At 72.6% G+C, this 17,163-nt stretch carries 16 protein-coding genes; 2 read left to right on the top strand and 14 right to left on the bottom strand.

Annotation, left to right across the window (positions count from 1 at the left end; genetic code table 11):
- Positions 1 to 29: 29 nt before the first annotated feature.
- The 14 genes from WA788_RS11795 to pgsA all read right to left on the bottom strand — a co-directional run bounded on the left by WA788_RS11795 (position 30) and on the right by pgsA (position 12,859).
- Complete coding sequence (locus WA788_RS11795; protein WP_335975788.1) at positions 30 to 590, bottom strand: adenine phosphoribosyltransferase; 561 nt, start codon at positions 588 to 590, stop codon at positions 30 to 32.
- Between the two features lie 99 nt (positions 591 to 689).
- Positions 690 to 1,871, bottom strand: a complete 1,182-nt coding sequence (gene secF, locus WA788_RS11790; RefSeq protein ID WP_335975785.1) for a protein translocase subunit SecF — start codon at positions 1,869 to 1,871, stop codon at positions 690 to 692.
- A complete protein-coding gene (secD, locus tag WA788_RS11785; RefSeq protein ID WP_335975781.1) occupies positions 1,871 to 3,673 on the bottom strand; it encodes a protein translocase subunit SecD in 1,803 nt (600 codons plus the stop codon). The genes secF and secD overlap by 1 nt, the downstream gene beginning before the upstream one ends.
- A 76-nt stretch (positions 3,674 to 3,749) precedes the next feature.
- Positions 3,750 to 4,259, bottom strand: coding sequence for a preprotein translocase subunit YajC (yajC, locus tag WA788_RS11780; protein WP_335975779.1), 510 nt, complete (start codon positions 4,257 to 4,259; stop codon positions 3,750 to 3,752).
- Positions 4,260 to 4,423: 164 nt separating this feature from the next.
- Complete coding sequence (gene ruvB / locus WA788_RS11775) at positions 4,424 to 5,503, bottom strand: Holliday junction branch migration DNA helicase RuvB (protein ID WP_335975777.1); 1,080 nt, start codon at positions 5,501 to 5,503, stop codon at positions 4,424 to 4,426.
- A gap of 115 nt (positions 5,504 to 5,618) precedes the next feature.
- Positions 5,619 to 6,242 (bottom strand): Holliday junction branch migration protein RuvA, encoded by a 624-nt coding sequence (ruvA, locus tag WA788_RS11770; RefSeq protein WP_335975772.1) that lies wholly within the window; start codon positions 6,240 to 6,242, stop codon positions 5,619 to 5,621.
- Positions 6,239 to 6,847 (bottom strand): crossover junction endodeoxyribonuclease RuvC, encoded by a 609-nt coding sequence (ruvC, locus tag WA788_RS11765; protein WP_335975767.1) that lies wholly within the window; start codon positions 6,845 to 6,847, stop codon positions 6,239 to 6,241. Before ruvC ends, ruvA begins: the two co-directional genes overlap by 4 nt.
- A 157-nt stretch (positions 6,848 to 7,004) precedes the next feature.
- Entirely contained in the window at positions 7,005 to 7,757 is a 753-nt protein-coding gene (locus WA788_RS11760) for a YebC/PmpR family DNA-binding transcriptional regulator (RefSeq protein ID WP_335975765.1), read from the bottom strand.
- Between the two features lie 65 nt (positions 7,758 to 7,822).
- Positions 7,823 to 8,416: a pyridoxal 5'-phosphate synthase glutaminase subunit PdxT gene (gene pdxT, locus WA788_RS11755; protein WP_335975761.1), complete on the bottom strand. Its 594-nt coding sequence runs from the start codon at positions 8,414 to 8,416 to the stop codon at positions 7,823 to 7,825.
- Between the two features lie 7 nt (positions 8,417 to 8,423).
- Entirely contained in the window at positions 8,424 to 9,374 is a 951-nt protein-coding gene (gene pdxS / locus WA788_RS11750) for a pyridoxal 5'-phosphate synthase lyase subunit PdxS (protein WP_335975755.1), read from the bottom strand.
- A gap of 68 nt (positions 9,375 to 9,442) precedes the next feature.
- Complete coding sequence (locus WA788_RS11745; protein WP_335975751.1) at positions 9,443 to 9,991, bottom strand: hypothetical protein; 549 nt, start codon at positions 9,989 to 9,991, stop codon at positions 9,443 to 9,445.
- Positions 9,992 to 10,053: 62 nt separating this feature from the next.
- Positions 10,054 to 11,193 (bottom strand): glycosyltransferase family 4 protein, encoded by a 1,140-nt coding sequence (locus WA788_RS11740; protein WP_335975747.1) that lies wholly within the window; start codon positions 11,191 to 11,193, stop codon positions 10,054 to 10,056.
- Entirely contained in the window at positions 11,190 to 12,185 is a 996-nt protein-coding gene (locus WA788_RS11735; protein WP_335975742.1) for a phosphatidylinositol mannoside acyltransferase, read from the bottom strand. The genes WA788_RS11740 and WA788_RS11735 overlap by 4 nt, the downstream gene beginning before the upstream one ends.
- Complete coding sequence (pgsA, locus tag WA788_RS11730) at positions 12,182 to 12,859, bottom strand: phosphatidylinositol phosphate synthase (RefSeq protein WP_335975738.1); 678 nt, start codon at positions 12,857 to 12,859, stop codon at positions 12,182 to 12,184. Before pgsA ends, WA788_RS11735 begins: the two co-directional genes overlap by 4 nt.
- A 185-nt stretch (positions 12,860 to 13,044) precedes the next feature.
- Here pgsA and WA788_RS11725 point away from each other — a divergent pair, with 185 nt between their 5' ends.
- Both WA788_RS11725 and WA788_RS11720 read left to right on the top strand, forming a co-directional pair.
- Positions 13,045 to 15,288 carry an elongation factor G-like protein EF-G2 gene (locus WA788_RS11725; RefSeq protein ID WP_335975733.1) on the top strand — a complete coding sequence of 748 codons (2,244 nt, stop codon included), beginning with the start codon at positions 13,045 to 13,047 and terminating at the stop codon, positions 15,286 to 15,288.
- Between the two features lie 57 nt (positions 15,289 to 15,345).
- Complete coding sequence (locus tag WA788_RS11720) at positions 15,346 to 17,055, top strand: hypothetical protein (protein ID WP_443034011.1); 1,710 nt, start codon at positions 15,346 to 15,348, stop codon at positions 17,053 to 17,055.
- Positions 17,056 to 17,163 lie beyond the last annotated feature (108 nt).

Here is a 17,163-nt window from a genome sequence, read left to right as displayed (position 1 = left end):
CCGGGGGCGGCCGATCCGCTGCGGACCGCTCAGACCACGACGAGGGCGTCCAGCGGGACGTCCTTGAGGACCGGGGCGAGCCGCTCCCGGCCGCCGAGCGCGCCCAGCTCCAGCATGACCGCGACGCCGACGACGCTCGCGCCGGTGCGCGCGATCAGGTCGAGCGCGGCTTCGGCGGTGCCGCCGGTGGCGAGCACGTCGTCGATGACGATCACCCGGTCGCCGGGCCCGAAGGCGTCGGCGTGCACCTCGATCTCGGCGGTGCCGTACTCCAGCGCGTAGCCCTGCGCCAGCGTCGGTCCGGGCAGCTTGCCGGCCTTGCGGACCGGTACGAAGCCGAGCCGGGCGCGGGCGGCGGCGGGCGCGGCGAGGATGAAGCCCCGCGCCTCCAGGCCGACGATCTTGGTGGCCGCGTGGCGGGTGCACAGCTCCGCGAGCGCGTCGACCAGGGCGTTGAACGCCACCGGGTCGGCCAGCAGCGGGGTGATGTCCTTGAAGACCACCCCGGGCTGCGGGTAGTCCGCCACGTCGCGGATACGGGAGAGCAGCAGGTCCCGCAGCTCGGGGGAGGCGGCTTCCGTCGTCGTCATGATGCTTCTTTCGGTGCTCGGTGCTCGGTGCGCGGTGCGCGGGCGGGAAAACGCCCGCCGCCGCCCGGCGGGTACTCCCGGGCGGCGGCGGGCGAGGGCTCAGCGGCGCTTGCCGGAGGGGCGGCCGCGGCCGCGGCTGCCCCGGTTGGACGGCTGGCTGCGGTTCGGGCGGACCCCGGAGTCACTGCTGCCGGTGGCGCGCGGGCCGACGACCGCGGCCGCGGCGTCCTCCTCGCCGTCCTCGGGCTGCTCGTCCTCGGGCTCGTCGGCCGCGGACTCGCCCGCGGCGGCCCGGGCCTTCGCCTTCGCCGCGTCGGACGCGCGCTTGGCGAGCACCCGCTTGCGCAGCGACTTCATCTGCGGGTCGCGCTCCTTCAGCTCCGCCACGATCGGGGTCGCGATGAAGATCGAGGAGTACGCGCCCGCGGTGAGGCCGACGAACAGCGCGAGCGCGATGTCGTTGAGCATGCCGGCGCCGAGGATGCCGCCACCGATGAACAGCAGCGCGGCGACCGGCAGCAGCGCGACCACCGTGGTGTTGATCGACCGCACCAGGGTGCTGTTGAGGCTGCGGTTGGCGACCTCGCTGTAGGTGGAGGTGTTCTTCTTGGTGATGTCCTTGCTGGCTTCCTTCAGCCCGTCGAACACCACGACCGTGTCGTAGAGCGAGTAACCGAGGATGGTCAGCAGGCCGATCACGGTGCCGGGCGAGACCTCGAAGCCGACGATCGCGTAGACGCCGACGGTGATGGTGAGGTCGTGCAGCAGGGCGACGAGGGCGGCCAGCGCCATGCGCCACTCGAAGGCGATGGCGAGGTAGATGACCACCAGCACCAGGAAGATGATCAGGCCTTCCAGTGCCTTGTGGGTGATCTCCTTGCCCCAGCTCGGGCCGACGATCTCGGCGTCGATCTTCGACGCCGGGATCTTCAGGTCCGCGGCGATCTCCTTCTGGACCTTCTTCGACTGGTCGGTGGAGAGCCCGGCCACCTGGATGCGCATGCTGCCGTTGCCGAGCTTCTGCACGGTCGCGTCGCGGCCGTCGGTGTCCCCGGAGATCTTGTTCTGCACGTCGGAGACGGACAGGGACGTCTTCGGGGTGTTGAAGACCGCGCCGCCGGAGAAGTCGATGCTCTCCTTGAGCCCGTTCACCACCAGGCCGATGATCGCGACGATCGTGACCAGGATGGAGATCGAGTACCAGATCTTCCGCTTGCCGACGAAGTCGTAGCTGACCTCGCCCCGGTGCAGCCGGTGACCGAGAGTGCCGAGCTTGGACATCAGGCTTCCTTCGTCTCGGAGGACTGGCGGCGGATACGGCGCAGCGGTGCCTTGACCCCGAGGCTCTCCGGGTTGAGGCCGGACCACTTGTGGCCCTTGGCGTAGAAGGCGCGGCGGGCGAGGATCGTCATCAGCGGCTTGGTGAACAGGAAGACCACGGCGACGTCGAGCAGGGTGGTCAGGCCGAGCGTGAACGCGAAGCCCCGGACCTTGCCGACGGACACGACGTAGAGCACCGCGGCGGCGAGGAAGGACACGAAGTCCGACACCAGGATGGTGCGCCGGGCGCGCGGCCAGCCGCGGGCCACCGCGGGTTGCAGTGTCCTGCCGTCGCGTAGCTCGTCCCTGATCCGTTCGAAGAAGACGATGAACGAGTCGGCGGTGATACCGATCGCGACGATGGCACCGCACACCGCGGGCAGGTTCAGCGCGAATCCGACCGCCTCACCCAGCAGGCACATGATCGTGTAGGTCAGTGCGGCGGAGACGACCAGGCTGAGCACCGCGACGAAGCTCAGGCCGCGGTAGTAGGCCAGCAGGTAGATCACCACGAGGGCGAGGCCGACGGCGCCGGCGATCATGCCGCCGCGCAGCTGCTCGCCGCCGAGCGCGGCGGAGACGGTGGTCTTGTCGGAGATGTTGAACGCCAGCGGCAGCGAGCCGTACTTCAGCACGTTCGCCAGGTCGGTGGCGGACTGCTGGGTGAAGCTGCCGGAGATCTGCGCGGTGCCGCCGGACAGGGTCGAGGACACCGAGGGGGCCGACACCACGTTGCCGTCGAGGTCGATGGCGAACTGGTTGTTCGGCGAGGACTGCGCCGCGAGGTTCTTGGTGACGCTGGTGAACTGCGAGGAGCCCTTGGAGTCGAAGCTGAGGTTGACCACCCAGCCGTTGCCGCTCTGGGTGTCGAAGACCGCGTTGGCGCTGGTGACGTGCTTGCCGTCGATCTGGGACGGGCCGAGCAGGTACTTCACCCACTGCTTGTCGATCTGGCCGCAGGCGATCACGTTGTCGGTGGGCTTGGTGCCCTCGCTGGCCTTGGCGCGCTGGGCGGGCTTGGTGCAGTCCAGCGCCTCGTACTTGGCCTGGAGCGCGGCCGAGACGCCGGAGGTGGCGTCGGTGGTGCTGGTGCTGGTGCCGCTGGTGTCGGTCGTGCCGTCCGAGGCGCTGCTCGACGCCGTGGCGGTGGCCTGCGGGGTCGGGGCCTTGTCCGTGCCGGACTTCAGGGCGTCGGTGACCGCGCGGCCCTGGCTGCTGGTGGACGAGGGGGTCGCGGTGGACTTGCCGGTGCTGGAGGCCGTCGCGCTCGAGGTGGCCTTCGGGCTGGCGGTGCTGGACGACTTGCTGGTGGCGGAGCCGGTGGGCGTGGGCGTCGGCGTCGTCGTCGCGGTCGGCGAACCGTCGCCGTCGGCGAGCACCTGCCGGAAGTACAGCTGGGCGGTGGTGCCGACCTGCTGCTCGGCCTGGTCGGCGTTGGTGCTCTTGGGGATGTCGACGATGATGTTGTCGTTCCCCTGGGTCTGCACCTCCGCCTCGGAGACGCCCAGGCCGTTGACGCGGTTGTTGATGATGTTGACCGCGGTGTTCATGTTCGCCTTGGTGACGGCCTTGCCCTGGTCGGGCTTGGCGGTCAGCGTGATCTCCACGCCGCCGGCGAGGTCGATGCCGAGCCGCGGGGTCTTGTGGCCGGAGAGGAAGATCCCCCCGGTCAGCGCCACCAGGGCGATGAGGATCACGGCCAGAGCGCGCCCGGGGTACCCCTGGCTCCCCGAGGACCTACGGCCCTTTTTGGCTGCTGCCACCTTGTTGTCTCTCCCTGTCCTACCGCCCCCGGGCATGCGGGCCCGGGGGCGGCCACGAGTGGATGAAGCAGGACGCTTACTTCGCGGCGGAGCCGTTCGGCTCCTTGGCGGCCCCGTCCTCGGCGGCGGGCGCGTCCGTCGACGACGGGGCCGCGGCCTCCTCGGACTTGTCGAGGCTGACCTGCTCCTCGCCGCCCTCGGCGGCGTCCGCGTCCGTCGCACCGTCGGCCGGCGCGGCGTCCCCCGCGGCCGCGTCGGCGTCGCTCACGGCGTCGTCGTCGAGCCCCGCGGGCTCCTCGGGCTCGATGCCGTGCACGATCCGGTTGAACTCCTCCTCGGAGAGCACCGTGCCGATGGCGGACTTGGTGAAGTGCGCGTGGACACCGTCGGTGATCTCCAGCAGGACGGTCTCCTCGTTCACCTCCTTCACCACGGCGTACATGCCACCGATGGTGCGCACGCCGGTGCCCGGCTCCATCTTGTTGCGCATCTCCAACGCCTGGCGCTGCTTGGTCTTCTGCGACCGGGTCATCATGAACATGACGCCGATGATCAGGATCAGGGGGAGGAGAATTCCGATGCTCACGGTGTGGACATTCCTTCGCACGGCCAACGTGGGGGATGGCCTGGATTTCGGGATGTGGGTGCCGATCCAGAGGAAGGGCGTCGGCGGAGTCTAAGCGCTGGCTCGCCGATGGAACAACGCCCAGCATTGCATGGGGGTTCCTGATCGTAGGAGTCTAGCGGAGGTCAGGGACCGAACAGGCCGGTCTGTCCGGTTCCGCCCCGACTCGTCCCCCCGCCCTCCTGGGGCGGTACGAGGCCCAGGTGGGACCAGGCCGCGGGGGTCGCCACCCGGCCCCTGGGGGTGCGGGCGAGCAGTCCCTCGCGGACCAGGAAGGGCTCCGCGACCTCCTCGACGGTCTCCCGCTCCTCCCCCACCGCGACCGCGAGCGTGGACAGGCCGACCGGGCCGCCGCCGAAGAGCTTCAGCAGCGCGTGCAGCACCGCCCGGTCCAGCCGGTCCAGGCCGCGGCCGTCGACCTCGTAGACCTCCAGGGCCCGGGCGGCGACCTCGCGGCTGACCACGCCGTCGGCCCGTACCTGTGCGTAGTCGCGGACCCGGCGCAGCAGCCGGTTGGCGATCCGGGGGGTGCCGCGGGAGCGGCCGGCGATCTCGGCGGCGCCGCCGGTGTCGATCGCCACGTCCAGCAGGCCGGCCGAGCGCTGGATGACCCGCTCCAGTTCGGCGGGGGCGTAGAACTCCATGTGGCCGGTGAAGCCGAACCGGTCGCGCAGCGGCGGCGGCAGCAGCCCGGCCCGGGTGGTGGCGCCGACCAGGGTGAAGGGCGGCAGCTCCAGCGGGATCGCGGTCGCGCCGGGCCCCTTGCCCACGATCACGTCGACCCGGAAGTCCTCCATCGCCATGTAGAGCATCTCCTCGGCGGGCCGGGACATCCGGTGGATCTCGTCGAGGAAGAGCACCTCGCCCTCGGTGAGCGAGGAGAGGATCGCGGCGAGGTCGCCGGCGTGCTGGATGGCCGGGCCCGAGGTGATCCGGATCGGCGCGGACATCTCGGCGGCGATGATCATCGAAAGAGTGGTCTTGCCGAGCCCGGGTGCACCCGACAGGAGTACGTGGTCGGCGGTGGCACCGCGCTGGCGGGCGGCCTTGAGCACCAGGTCGAGCTGCTGGCGGACCCGCTCCTGGCCGATGAACTCGTCGAGCTCCTTGGGCCGCAGCGCCGCCTCGACCGCCTGGTCGTCGTGGTCGGCGGCCGACCCGACCAGCCGGTCGGGTGTGTCGGCGGGGGCGTCGTCCCAGTTCATGGCAGGTCTCTCGGGTCGGGCGGTCGGCAGGCGGTCGGGGTTCGCGGCCGGTCTCGGGTCGGTCAGGGTTCGGGTGGGGCGGGGCGTGGGGGGCGGCAGGCGGGTCGGGGCGCGGTCAGCGGGTGCGGTTGAGGGTCTGGAGGGCCGCGCGCAGCAGTGTGCCGACGTTCGGCTCGGCGGCGGCCTCGGCCTGCGGGGTGACCGCGGTCACCGCCTCCTCCGCCTCGCGCGGCGCGTAGCCGAGCCCGACGAGCGCGGTGAGCAGCTGCTCGGACCAGGACGGCGGGGCGGCCGCGCGGGCCGCGCTCCCGGCCGCCGGGGCGCCCGCGGCGCCCACCGGCGCCCCCAGCCGGTCCTTGAGCTCCAGCAGCAGCCGCTGGGCACCCTTCTTGCCGATGCCGGGCACGGCGGTCAGCGCCTTCTCGTCCCCGGCCGCGACAGCGGCGCGCAGGGCGTCGGGGCTGTGCACGGCGAGCATGGTCTGCGCCAGCCGGGGGCCGACCCCGCTGACGGTCTGGAGCAGCTCGAAGACCTGCCGCTCGTCGTCGTCGGCGAAGCCGTAGAGCGTCAGGGAGTCCTCGCGGACCACCAGCGAGGTCGCCAGCCGGGCGGGCTCGCCGAGCCGCAGCGCGGACAGGGTGCCGGGCGCGCACTGGACCGCCATGCCGATCCCGCCGACCTCGATGACCGCGGAGTCCGGGGCGAGTGCGGCCACCGGGCCGCTGACGAAGGCGATCACGCGGTGGGCTCCTGGCTGCTGGGTGCGGAAGGCACGGGGTGTACGGGTGCGGCGGGCGGTCGGACGGCGCGGTGGGCCGCGGCGGCCTGCTGGAGGCGGTTCCCGGCCACGGCCCGCTGGAGGCGGTTGGTGGCCGGGGAGCGCCAGATGTGGCAGATGGCGAGCGCGAGGGCGTCGGCGGCGTCGGCGGGCTTGGGCGGGGCGTCCAGCCGCAGCAGCCGGGTCACCATGGCGCCGACCTGCTCCTTGCCGGCCCGGCCGCTGCCGGTGACGGCCGCCTTGACCTCGCTGGGGGTGTGCAGGTGCACCGGCAGGCCGCGCCGGGAGGCGCACAGGATGGCGACCGCGCTGGCCTGGGCGGTGCCCATCACGGTGCGGACGTTGTGCTGGCTGAAGACGCGCTCGACGGCGACGGCCTCGGGGCGGTGCTCGTCGAGCCACTCCTCCAGGCCGCGTTCGATCAGTACCAGCCGGTGGCCGATCTCCGCGTCGGACGGGGTGCGGATCACCCCGACGCCGGCCATCGCCAGCGCCCGGCCGGGCACGCCGTCGACCACACCGACACCGCACCGGGTCAGCCCCGGGTCCACGCCGAGCACCCGCATGCCGCCCCTTCCCGCGCGTCCGCCGCGGTCGGCGGTCGTTCGCCAACCTGTTCGTGCAGGTTAGCGGTTGGCACCGACAAACAGCGGAGGGGCCGGCGGGGTGTGTCCCCGCCGGCCCCTCCCTGACGTCGAGTCAGGCGTCGCGTCAGGCGCCGCGTCAGGCGTCGACCTTCTCCATGACCTCGTCCGAGACGTCGAAGTTGGCGAAGACGTTCTGCACGTCGTCGCTGTCCTCCAGCGCGTCGATCAGCTTGAAGATCCGGCGGGCCCCGTCCTCGTCCAGCTCGACCTGCATGGTGGGCAGGAAGTTGGCGTCGGCGGAGTCGTAGTCGATCCCGGCCTCCTGGAGGGCCTTGCGGACCGGCACCAGGTCGGTGGCCTCGCTGATCACCTCGAAGGACTCACCGAGGTCGTTGACCTCCTCGGCGCCGGCGTCCAGCACCGCGCCGAGCACGTCGTCCTCGCCCAGCTCGCCCTTGGGGACGATCACCACGCCCTTGCGGTTGAACAGGTAGGACACCGAGCCCGGGTCGGCCATCGAGCCGCCGTTGCGGGTCATCGCCACCCGCACGTCGGACGCGGCGCGGTTGCGGTTGTCGGTCAGGCACTCGATGAGGACGGCGACGCCGTTCGGCCCGTAGCCCTCGTACATGATCGTCTGGTAGTCGGCGCCGCCGGCCTCCAGGCCCGCGCCGCGCTTGACCGCGCTGTCGATGTTCTTGTTCGGTACCGAGCTCTTCTTCGCCTTCTGGATGGCGTCGAAGAGCGTCGGGTTGCCGTCCGGGTCGGCCCCGCCGGTCCGGGCCGCGACCTCGATGTTCTTGATCAGCTTCGCGAAGAGCTTGCCGCGCTTGGCATCGATCACGGCCTTCTTGTGCTTCGTCGTAGCCCATTTAGAGTGGCCGGACATCCGACAGTCTCCTTCGCGTCACCAGTACTGTTCTTCGTCGCGCGCCCGATCCTACCGGGATACGGTCAGCTCCCCGCGCGCACGGCGGACACGAAGAGTTCATGCACCCGGTGGTCGCCGGTCAGCTCCGGGTGGAAGGACGTGGCCAGCACGTTCCCCTGCCGCACCGCGACGATGTGGCCGCCGTACTCGGCGAGCACCTCGGTGTCCGCGCCGACCGACTCCACCCACGGCGCGCGGATGAAGACGCCCTCGACCGGTCCGCCGGGCACGCCCCGCACGTCGACGAACGCCTCGAAGGACTCGTTCTGCCGGCCGAAGGCGTTGCGGCGCACGATCATGTCGATGCCGCCGAACGTCTCCTGCCCGGACCTGGGGTCCAGGATCTTGTCGGCGAGCATGATCAGCCCGGCGCAGGTGCCGTAGACCGGCAGTCCGCCGCGGATCGCGTCCCGCAGCGGCTCGGTGAGCCCGAAGAGCGCGGCGAGCTTGGAGATGGTGGTGGACTCGCCGCCGGGTATCACCAGGCCGTCCAGCCCGGCCAGTTCCTCCGGGCGCCGGACCGCCGTGGCCGCGGCGTCCGCCGCGGCCAGGGCCGCCAGGTGCTCCCGGACGTCGCCCTGGAGGGCCAGGACGCCGATGGTGGGAGAGCTCGTCATCGTCGCCTTACCAGCCGCGGTTCGCGTAGTGCTCGGACTCCGGCAGCGTGTCGATGTTGATGCCGACCATCGCCTCGCCGAGGTTGCGGGAGGAGTCCGCGATGACCTTCGGGTCGTCGAAGAAGGTGGTGGCGCGGACGATGGCCGCGGCGCGCTTGGCCGGGTCGCCGGACTTGAAGATGCCCGAGCCCACGAAGACGCCCTCGGCGCCGAGCTGGCGCATCAGCGCCGCGTCGGCGGGGGTGGCCACACCGCCGGCGGAGAAGAGCACGACCGGCAGCTTGCCGAGCTCGGCGACCTCGCGGACCAGCTCGTAGGGCGCGCGCAGCTCCTTGGCGGCGGCGAACAGCTCGTTGTGGTCCAGGCCGCGCAGCCGGGATATCTCGCCCTTGATCTGCCGCAGGTGGCGGACGGCCTCGACGACGTTGCCGGTGCCGGCCTCGCCCTTGGAGCGGATCATCGCCGCGCCCTCGGCGATCCGGCGCAGCGCCTCACCGAGGTTGGTGGCGCCGCACACGAACGGGGTGGTGAACGCCCACTTGTCGGAGTGGTTGACCTCGTCGGCCGGGGTGAGCACCTCCGACTCGTCGATGTAGTCCACGCCGAGCGACTGGAGCACCTGGGCCTCGACGAAGTGGCCGATCCGGGACTTGGCCATCACCGGGATCGACACGGCGCTGATGATGCCGTCGATCATGTCCGGGTCCGACATGCGGGCCACGCCGCCGTCCTTGCGGATGTCGGCGGGCACCCGCTCCAGCGCCATGACGGCGACCGCGCCGGCGTCCTCGGCGATCCGCGCCTGCTCAGGCGTGACGACGTCCATGATCACACCGCCCTTGAGCTGCTCGGCCATGCCGCGCTTGACGCGCGCGGTGCCGGTCTCGGGGGACGCTGCGGAGGACGGGGAAGCGGTGGACAAGGTGACCTCACTCCAGGCTGTGGATGGCTTGTGCATCCATCGTCCGGCGGCGCGTGGACCACCGAAAAGGGCCAATTCGGCGCAGGTGGCTCCCGCGGATGCTCCTATGCGGTGGTGGCGCCCTCCGCGGTGAGCAGGACCGGCGGCTCGTCGTCCATCTCGAAGGCGAGCGGGAACGGGGCGTGGCCGGCCAGTCGCAGCCAGCGCACCACGCGGTGGCGGCGCAGGGCGCGCGCGGCGCGCACCGCGTCGTTGTGGAAGCGCCGGGCCATCGGCACGCGGCGCACCGCGCGGGTCAGCTCGCCGACCGCCTCGGCGCCCCCGGGCGCCGCCTCGACCGCCGCGAGCGTGTCCGGCTCGGCGAACACCGCGCGCAGCGCCTGGCTCAACTCGCTCTCGGCGACCTCCCGCCCGTCCGGCTCGGCCTGGCGGGCGGCGTGCGCGGCCTCGTACAGCACGATGGAGGCGGCCGGGTCCAGGACGCCCGCGGTCGCCAGTTCCTGCGCGACCGAGGCGCGGCGCAGCAGTTGCGCGTCGAGCGCGGCGCGCGCCGCGTCGATCCTGGCGTGCAGGCGGTCCAGGCGGCCCGCGGTCCAGCTGAGGTAGAGCCCGAGCAGGATCAGTGCGGCTACGACGCAAATCACGGTGGTCACCGCGGCACCCTATTCCCCCCGGGTGGCCGCGATCCGCCGCGACGGCGCCGTGCGGCGGGCGGTCAGGTGGCGGGGAAGCCCGGGCGGTCGGGGTGGACGGACTCCGTGCCGACCGTGACCGTTTCGTAGACCGAGAGGATCTCCGCGGCGACCACGGACCAGTCGAAGCGCCGTACGTGCGCCGAGGCGCGGCCGCGCAGCTCTTCGCGGCGGGCGTCGTCCCCGAGGAGGCGTACCGCGGCGTCCGCCAGCGCGGCGGCGTCGCCGTTGGGGAACAGTTCGCCCGCGCTGCCCTGTCCGAGCACCTGCGCGAAGGCGTCGAGGTCGGTGGCGAGGACCACCGCGCCCGCGGACATCGCCTCGACGAGGATGATCCCGAAGCTCTCGCCGCCGAGGTTGGGCGCCACGTACAGGTCGACGCTGCGCAGCAGCCGCGCCTTGTCCTCGTCGCTGACCATCCCCAGGAACTCGACGTGGCCGTGGAGTTCGGGCGGCAGCGGCTCCAGGGCCTCGCGCTGGTCGCCGCGCCCGGCCACCAGGAGGCGGGCGCCGGGGCGGCGCTCGATGATCCCGGGCAGCGCCCGCATCAGGACCTGGAGCCCCTTGCGGGGCTCGTCGATCCGCCCGATGAACCCGATGGTGTCGCCCTGCCAGTCGGGCCGGGGCCGCGCGGCGGCGAAGAAGCCGACGTCGACGCCGTTGGGGATGACGACCGCGTCGCCGCCGAGGTGCTCGACCAGGGTGCGGCGGGCGTATTCGCTGACCGCGATCCGCGCGCTGATCTTCTCCAGCGCGGGCTGGAGGATCGGGTAGGCCGCGATCATCGCGCGCGAGCGGGGGTTGGAGGTGTGGAAGGTCGCCACGATCGGGCCGCGGGCGGCCCAGCAGGCGAGCAGCCCGAGCGAGGGCGAGGTGGGTTCGTGGATGTGGATGACGTCGAACCCGCCGTCGTGCAGCCAGCGCCGGACCCGTGCGGCCGACAGGAAGCCGAAGTTCAGCCGCGCCACGGAGCCGTTGTACGGCACGGGCACCGCGCGGCCGGCGGAGACCGCGTACGGCGGCAGCGGCGTCTCGTCGTCGGCCGGGGCCAGCACGGACACGTGGTGCCCGAGCGTGATCAGGTGCTCGGCGAGGTCGCGGATGTGGAACTGGACGCCGCCTGGGACGTCCCAGGAGTACGGGCAGACGATCCCGATCCTCAAGGCCGCTCCGTCCCGGGGCTCTCGTCCGGCGCGGCGACGGCGGTGGCCGTCTCAGCGGCGGTGACCGTCCCGGCAGCGGGCTCGGCAGCGGACTCGACGGCGGCGCGCTGCGGCAGGTCGCTCAGCCAGAGCCGTTGCAGCATGTGCCAGTCCTGGGGGTGCTCGGCGATCCCGGACTCGTAGGTGTTCGCCAGCACCTGGGTCATCACCGCGGTGCGGCTCGCCCGGTCGCCGTCGGCCGGGACCTCGACCGGCGGGTGCACCTTGCCCTGCATGACCGGCGACTGGTCGTACCAGAGGGTGACCGGCAGCAGCAGCGCGCCGGTCTGCTGGGCGAGCATCGCCGGCCCGGCGGGCATCCGGGTCTTCTCGCCGAAGAAGTCGACCTCGACCCCGCTCTTGGACAGGTCCCGGTCGGCGACCAGGCAGACCAGGCCGCCCGCGCGCAGCCGCCGCGCCAGGGTGCCGAACGCGGCGCCGCCGGTGTGCGGCAGGACCTCCATGCCCAGGCCCTCGCGGTAGGCGACGAACCGGTCGTAGAGGGTCTCGGGCTTGAGCCGTTCGGCGACGGTGGTGAACGGGGTCTCCAGCTTGGTGGTGACCCAGGCGCCGGCGAGGTCGTAGTTGCCCATGTGCGGCAGGGCGAGGATGACCCCGCGCCCGGCGGCGAGCCCGTCGGTGAGCCAGTGCACGTCCTGCGGGGCGAAGCCGGTGCGGATGCGGTCCTTGCTCCAGGCCGGCAGCCGGAAGGACTCCATCCAGTACCGCAGGTAGGAGCGCATGCCCTGGCGGGACAGCGCGCGCAGCCGCTCCGGGCCGGCGCCGGGCACCACGCGGGCGAGGTTCGCCTCCAGCCGCTGCACGCCCTTGCCGCGCTGCCGCCAGGCGGCGTCGGCGACGGTCCGGCCGAGCGCGCGTGCCGCCGGCTCCGGCAGGGTCTTCACCGCGCTCCAGCCGAGCCCGTACAGGCCGTCGGTGAGGCGCTCCTTCACACGCTGCTCCCCTGGCTGACCGCCCGCTTCTCCGCCTCGGCGGCGTCGGCCTCCGCGGCCTCGCGGTGCACGGTGACGACCCGCTGGATCAGCGTGACCAGGCTGCCGACGGCGACGACCCACAGGGCGATCGGCAGCACCCACTGGATGCCGGGCACCCCGAAGGTGCGGTGAAAGCCGGCGAAGCCGCACAGCACCAGGGTGATGACCAGCCGCTCGGAGCGCTCGACCAGGCCGTTGACCGCGACCTTCAGGCCGATCGCCTCGCCGCGCGCCTTGGTGTAGGAGACCACCTGGCCGCTGGCGAGGCAGAAGATGGTGACCGCGCACAGCACGAGGTTGTCGCCGCCGCCGGCGTACCAGAGCGCCAGGCCGCCGAAGACGGCGCCGTCGGCGACCCGGTCCAGGGTGGAGTCCAGGAACGCGCCCCAGCGGCTGGAGCGGCCCGCCTGGCGGGCCATGTTGCCGTCGACCAGGTCCGAGAAGACGAACAGGGTGATGACGACGGTGCCCCAGAAGAACTCGCCCCTGGGGTAGAAGGCCAGTGCGCCGGCGACGACACCCGCGGTGCCGATCAGGGTCACCGTGTCCGGCGACACCCCCTTGCGCAGGAGGAATCCGGCGAACGGCGTGAGAACACGCGTGAAGAACGCACGCGCGTACTTGTTCAGCATGGCCTTCCCGACAGGTCGGTGGAGTTCGGAACGGGGACGGGCTGCTCGACAGTCCCCGCACGCGGCGGCCAAAACGGCCGCCGGATGGCCCATCGTAGCCAGACAGGTCCCCTGGTGCCCGGACGGGCGTACCGTCGAAGGGGAACTGTACGCACCCGCGGAGTGAACCTCGGGAGGCGGGACGCATGAGCGGTGGCGGTAGGAAGGACGCGGCACCTGGGGCCGCGGGAGGCGTAGCGGCGGCGGCTCCCGGCGGGAGCCACCCGCGGCAGGTGCGCAATGTGGTGCTGGTCGGCCACAGCGGCGCGGGCAAGACCACCCTGGTGGAGGCGCTGGCCCTGGCGACGGGGGCGGTGGGCCGGGCCGGGCGGGTGGAGGACGGCGGGTCGCTCTCCGACCACGACGGGATCGAGCAGCGCCGGCAGCGCTCCGTCCAGCTCTCCCTGGTGCCGGTGGAGTGGGAGGGGGTCCGGATCAACGTCCTGGACACCCCCGGGTACGCCGACTTCGTCGGGGAGCTGAGGGCCGGTCTGCGAGCGGCGGACGCGGCCCTCTTCGTCGTCTCGGCGGCGCAGGACGGCGAGGGCGTCGGCGGCGCAACCCGGATGGTGTGGGAGGAGTGCGCCGCGGTCGGCATGCCGCGCGCGGTGGTGGTCACGCACCTGGAGTCGGCGCGGGCCGGGTTCGAGGAGACCGCCGCGCGGTGCGCGAGCGAACTGGGCGGCGACGACCCGGACGCGCTGCTGCCGCTGTACCTGCCGGTGCACGGCCCGGCGGGCCCCGACGGGCACGCCCCGGTCACCGGCCTGGCCGGGCTGCTGACCGGCCGCGTCCACGACTACTCCGGCGGCGAGCGGGTCGAGGCCGACCCGGACCCGGCGCAGGCCGAGCGGATGGCGCGGGCCCGCGACCGGCTGATCGAGGGGATCATCGCCGAGAGCGAGGACGAGACGCTGATGGACCGCTACCTCGGCGGTGAGGACATCGACGTCGGCACCCTGATCGCCGACTTGGAGCGGGCCGTGGCCCGCGGCACCTTCCACCCGGTGCTGGCCGCCGCGCCCGCCGCCGGCGGCGCCCGGCAGGGCCTGGGCACCGTGGAACTCCTCGACCTGGTCACCCGGGGCTTCCCCACCCCGCCGGAGCGCGTCGTCCCGCCGGTCACCGACCCGGCCGGCCGCCCCCGCCCGCCGCTGGCCTGCGACCCGGACGGGCCGCTGGCCGCCGAGGTGGTCAAGACGACCTCCGACCCGTACGTGGGCCGGCTCAGCCTGGTGCGGGTCTTCTCCGGCACGCTGCGGCCCGACGCGGCCGTGCACGTCTCCGGGCACGGCCTGGGCGACCGCGGCCATGAGGACCACGACGTGGACGAGCGGGTGGGCGCGCTGTCGTCGCCGTTCGGGCGGCAGCAGCGCCCGGTGCCGTCGGCGGCCGCCGGCGACCTGGTGTGCGTGGCGCGGCTGACGCGGGCGGAGACCGGGGACACGCTCTCCGACCCGGACGACCCGCTGCTGATGGCGCCCTGGCGGCTGCCCGACCCGCTGCTGCCGGTGGCGATCGAGGCGCACGCCGACTCCGACGAGGACAAGCTCTCCCAGGGGCTGGCACGGCTGGTCGCGGAGGACCCGACGATGCGGCTGGAGCAGAACCCGGACACCCACCAGGTGGTGCTGTGGTGCATGGGCGAGGCGCACGCCGAGGTGGCGTTGGAGCGGCTGCGCGGCCACTACGGGGTGCGGGTGGACGCGGTGGCGCACCGGGTGCCGCTGCGGGAGACCTTCGGGCGGGCCGCCAGTGCCCGCGGCCGGCACGTCAAGCAGTCCGGCGGGCACGGCCAGTTCGCGATCTGCGAGATCGAGGTGGAGCCGCTGCCGGTGGGTTCGGGGCTGGAGTTCGTCGACAAGGTGGTGGGCGGGGCGGTGCCGCGCCAGTTCGTGCCGTCGGTGGAGAAGGGCGTCCGCGCGCAGGCCGAGCGCGGGGTCACCGCCGGCTTCCCGCTGGTCGACGTGCGGGTCACGCTCTTCGACGGCAAGGCGCACTCGGTGGACTCCTCCGACGCCGCCTTCCAGACCGCGGGCGCGCTGGCGCTGCGCGAGGCCGCCGCCGGGTGCCCGATCCAGCTGCTGGAACCGGTCGACGAGGTCGGGGTGTCGGTGCCGGACGCCTACGTGGGTCCGGTGATGGGCGACCTGTCCGCGCGGCGCGGCCGTGTGCTGGGCTCCGAACCGGACGGTACGGGGCGGTCGTTGGTGCGCGCGGAGGTGCCCGAGATCGAGATCGGCCGGTACGCGGTGGAGCTGCGGTCGCTGTCGCACGGCACCGGCCGGTTCAGCCGCCACTACGCCCGCCATGAGCCGATGCCGGCGCAACTCGCGGCGAAAATGCACCACTTGGACCAGCCGGAACAGCAGACGGCGCGCGCGAGGTGACGCCCCGCCGGTAATGTGGTGACTGCTCCGAACGTGTGATGCGGCCTGTTACGGGGAATGGGCCGGTCGGAGCCGGTTGGCGCGCAGGGTGCGGTCGGATGGCGAGTGGGGGCTGCGGTGACAGACGGGTTCGACTTCAGCCCGGGGGCGCAGGTCCCGCTCCTGGGCACCGATGGCGAGACCGCGGCGACCCAGGCGCTCGCCTCGGCGGCGTACCGGGACTCCTCGATGGCGGCCCTGATCGAGATCAGCGACGGCGCGAAGGTGACACCGCCGCGGCTGTCGCTGTTCGAACCGAACCTCGGTGAGGCCTTCGCCCGGGCCGTGCAGGTCAGGATGCTCGGCGCGGCGCGCGGCGAACTGGTCCAGTCCTTCGGCATCGAGCCGCAGACCGTCGTCGAGCACTGCCTCGCGGCCAGCCGGATCAGGCAGGAGCGCGACGACAAGCTCAGCATCGTGATGGGCGTGTGCGGGGTGCTGTTCCTGCCCGGCACGCTGCTGTGGCTGGGCGCGTTCCAGCTGCGCAGGTCGCTGGCCACTTTGAAGGCGAAGGGCAAGCGGGCCGGCGCACTGGGCGGCGCGGTGCTCGCGGTCGCCGCGCTGCTGGCCGTGCTGCTGGCGATCAGGCCGCCGCTCAGCGGGTTCTGGCAGCAGTACCTCCGCGTGATGATGATCGTGCCGGTGATCGGCTGGTTCCTCGCCCGCCGGATGTGCGAGCGCACCGCGAAGGACCTGCGGGCCCGCTGGGGCGACCTGGCCGGCGGCTCCGGGGTCGGGGCGAAGATCCCCGAGGCGGTGCCGCGCAACCCCAACCAGCTGCGGGCGGAGTCGCTGCGGCAGAGCCTGGCGAAGCTGTCCGCCGAGCAGAACAGCAACGTGGTCTTCTACGCCGGCCCCAAGGGGATACTCGGCATGGGCACCCGCTGGTGCAACTGGCAGATGGCCGAGGAGCTGGTCCCCCGCGAGGACATGAAGGAGATCAACCCGTTCCGCAGCTGGGACGTGGTACGGGCGATCCACGACCGGCTGCGGATGCTGGAGCGCGGCCCCCTGCACACCGGCGGCTTCCCGAAGCCGTCGATACGGCACTGGGTGGTGGCGCCGATCAGCGCGGGCGCCGGCAGCATCTCCCGGCCCACCGGCACCGAGGTCGAGGCGTACACCGTCAAGGACTTCGAGGTGCAGCGGATCTGCAACACCCAGCAGTTCGGCAAGGGCAACCGGCACTACCTCGGCATCCAGTTCGTGCTGTGGGACGGCAACCTGGTACTGACCGTCATGGTCACCGTCACGGTGCTCGCGCAGACCCTCCGGGTCGAGATCACCGGCTACGCGCTCGGCCCGATCAAGGGGCTGTTCACCTCCAAGCCGTCGGCGCCGACCAAGACGGTCAGCAAGCAGGTGAAGTTCTGGGAGACCAGGACCATCTCGCTCCCGGTCGTCACCGCCGGCGAGGTCGTCCGGCTCACCGCCCGCGCCCCCTTCACCCGCTTCCCGGCGATCCTCGACCACCTCGGCGGCTCCCTGAAGCTCCCCGAGCCGTTCGGGCTGCGCCACACCTGGGCCGACCAGCCCTGGCAGCACCGCTTCATGGCCGACGACGCGCTGCGCGCCGTCACCCCCGTCGTCCGCGCCGTCCACGCCGCCGCGATCCAGATCATGGACGAGAACGGGGTCGACGTCTCCCAGTTCACCAGCCGCTCCATGGCCCTCAGCGGCATGGTGCAGTCCGTCGAACCAAAGAAGGCGGATGCGTACGACGCCTAACGGGACCCTCCGGGGTGAGTGGTGCTGTCGGCTCCGGGACCACCTGCCGGTGGGGGGCTTGTCGCGCCGTTCCCCGCGCCCCTGGGTAAGTGCGGCCACCACGCGGGC

Source organism: Streptomyces sp. CA2R106 (assembly GCF_037034245.1).
Lineage (GTDB): Bacteria > Actinomycetota > Actinomycetes > Streptomycetales > Streptomycetaceae > Actinacidiphila.
The sequence above is the reverse complement of the archived record's forward strand: the minus strand, read 5'-3'. Positions and strand labels throughout refer to the sequence as shown.

Coding starts and splice junctions, on each gene's coding strand:
- pgsA (WP_335975738.1), bottom strand. CDS start 12,859: ATGCTGAACAAGTACGCGCGTGCGTTCTTCACGCGTGTTCTCACGCCG.
- WA788_RS11795 (WP_335975788.1), bottom strand. CDS start 590: ATGACGACGACGGAAGCCGCCTCCCCCGAGCTGCGGGACCTGCTGCTC.
- WA788_RS11720 (WP_443034011.1), top strand. CDS start 15,346: ATGGGCCGGTCGGAGCCGGTTGGCGCGCAGGGTGCGGTCGGATGGCGA.
- pdxS (WP_335975755.1), bottom strand. CDS start 9,374: ATGCACAAGCCATCCACAGCCTGGAGTGAGGTCACCTTGTCCACCGCT.
- pdxT (WP_335975761.1), bottom strand. CDS start 8,416: ATGACGAGCTCTCCCACCATCGGCGTCCTGGCCCTCCAGGGCGACGTC.
- ruvB (WP_335975777.1), bottom strand. CDS start 5,503: ATGAACTGGGACGACGCCCCCGCCGACACACCCGACCGGCTGGTCGGG.
- secF (WP_335975785.1), bottom strand. CDS start 1,871: ATGTCCAAGCTCGGCACTCTCGGTCACCGGCTGCACCGGGGCGAGGTC.
- ruvC (WP_335975767.1), bottom strand. CDS start 6,847: ATGCGGGTGCTCGGCGTGGACCCGGGGCTGACCCGGTGCGGTGTCGGT.
- WA788_RS11760 (WP_335975765.1), bottom strand. CDS start 7,757: ATGTCCGGCCACTCTAAATGGGCTACGACGAAGCACAAGAAGGCCGTG.
- WA788_RS11725 (WP_335975733.1), top strand. CDS start 13,045: ATGAGCGGTGGCGGTAGGAAGGACGCGGCACCTGGGGCCGCGGGAGGC.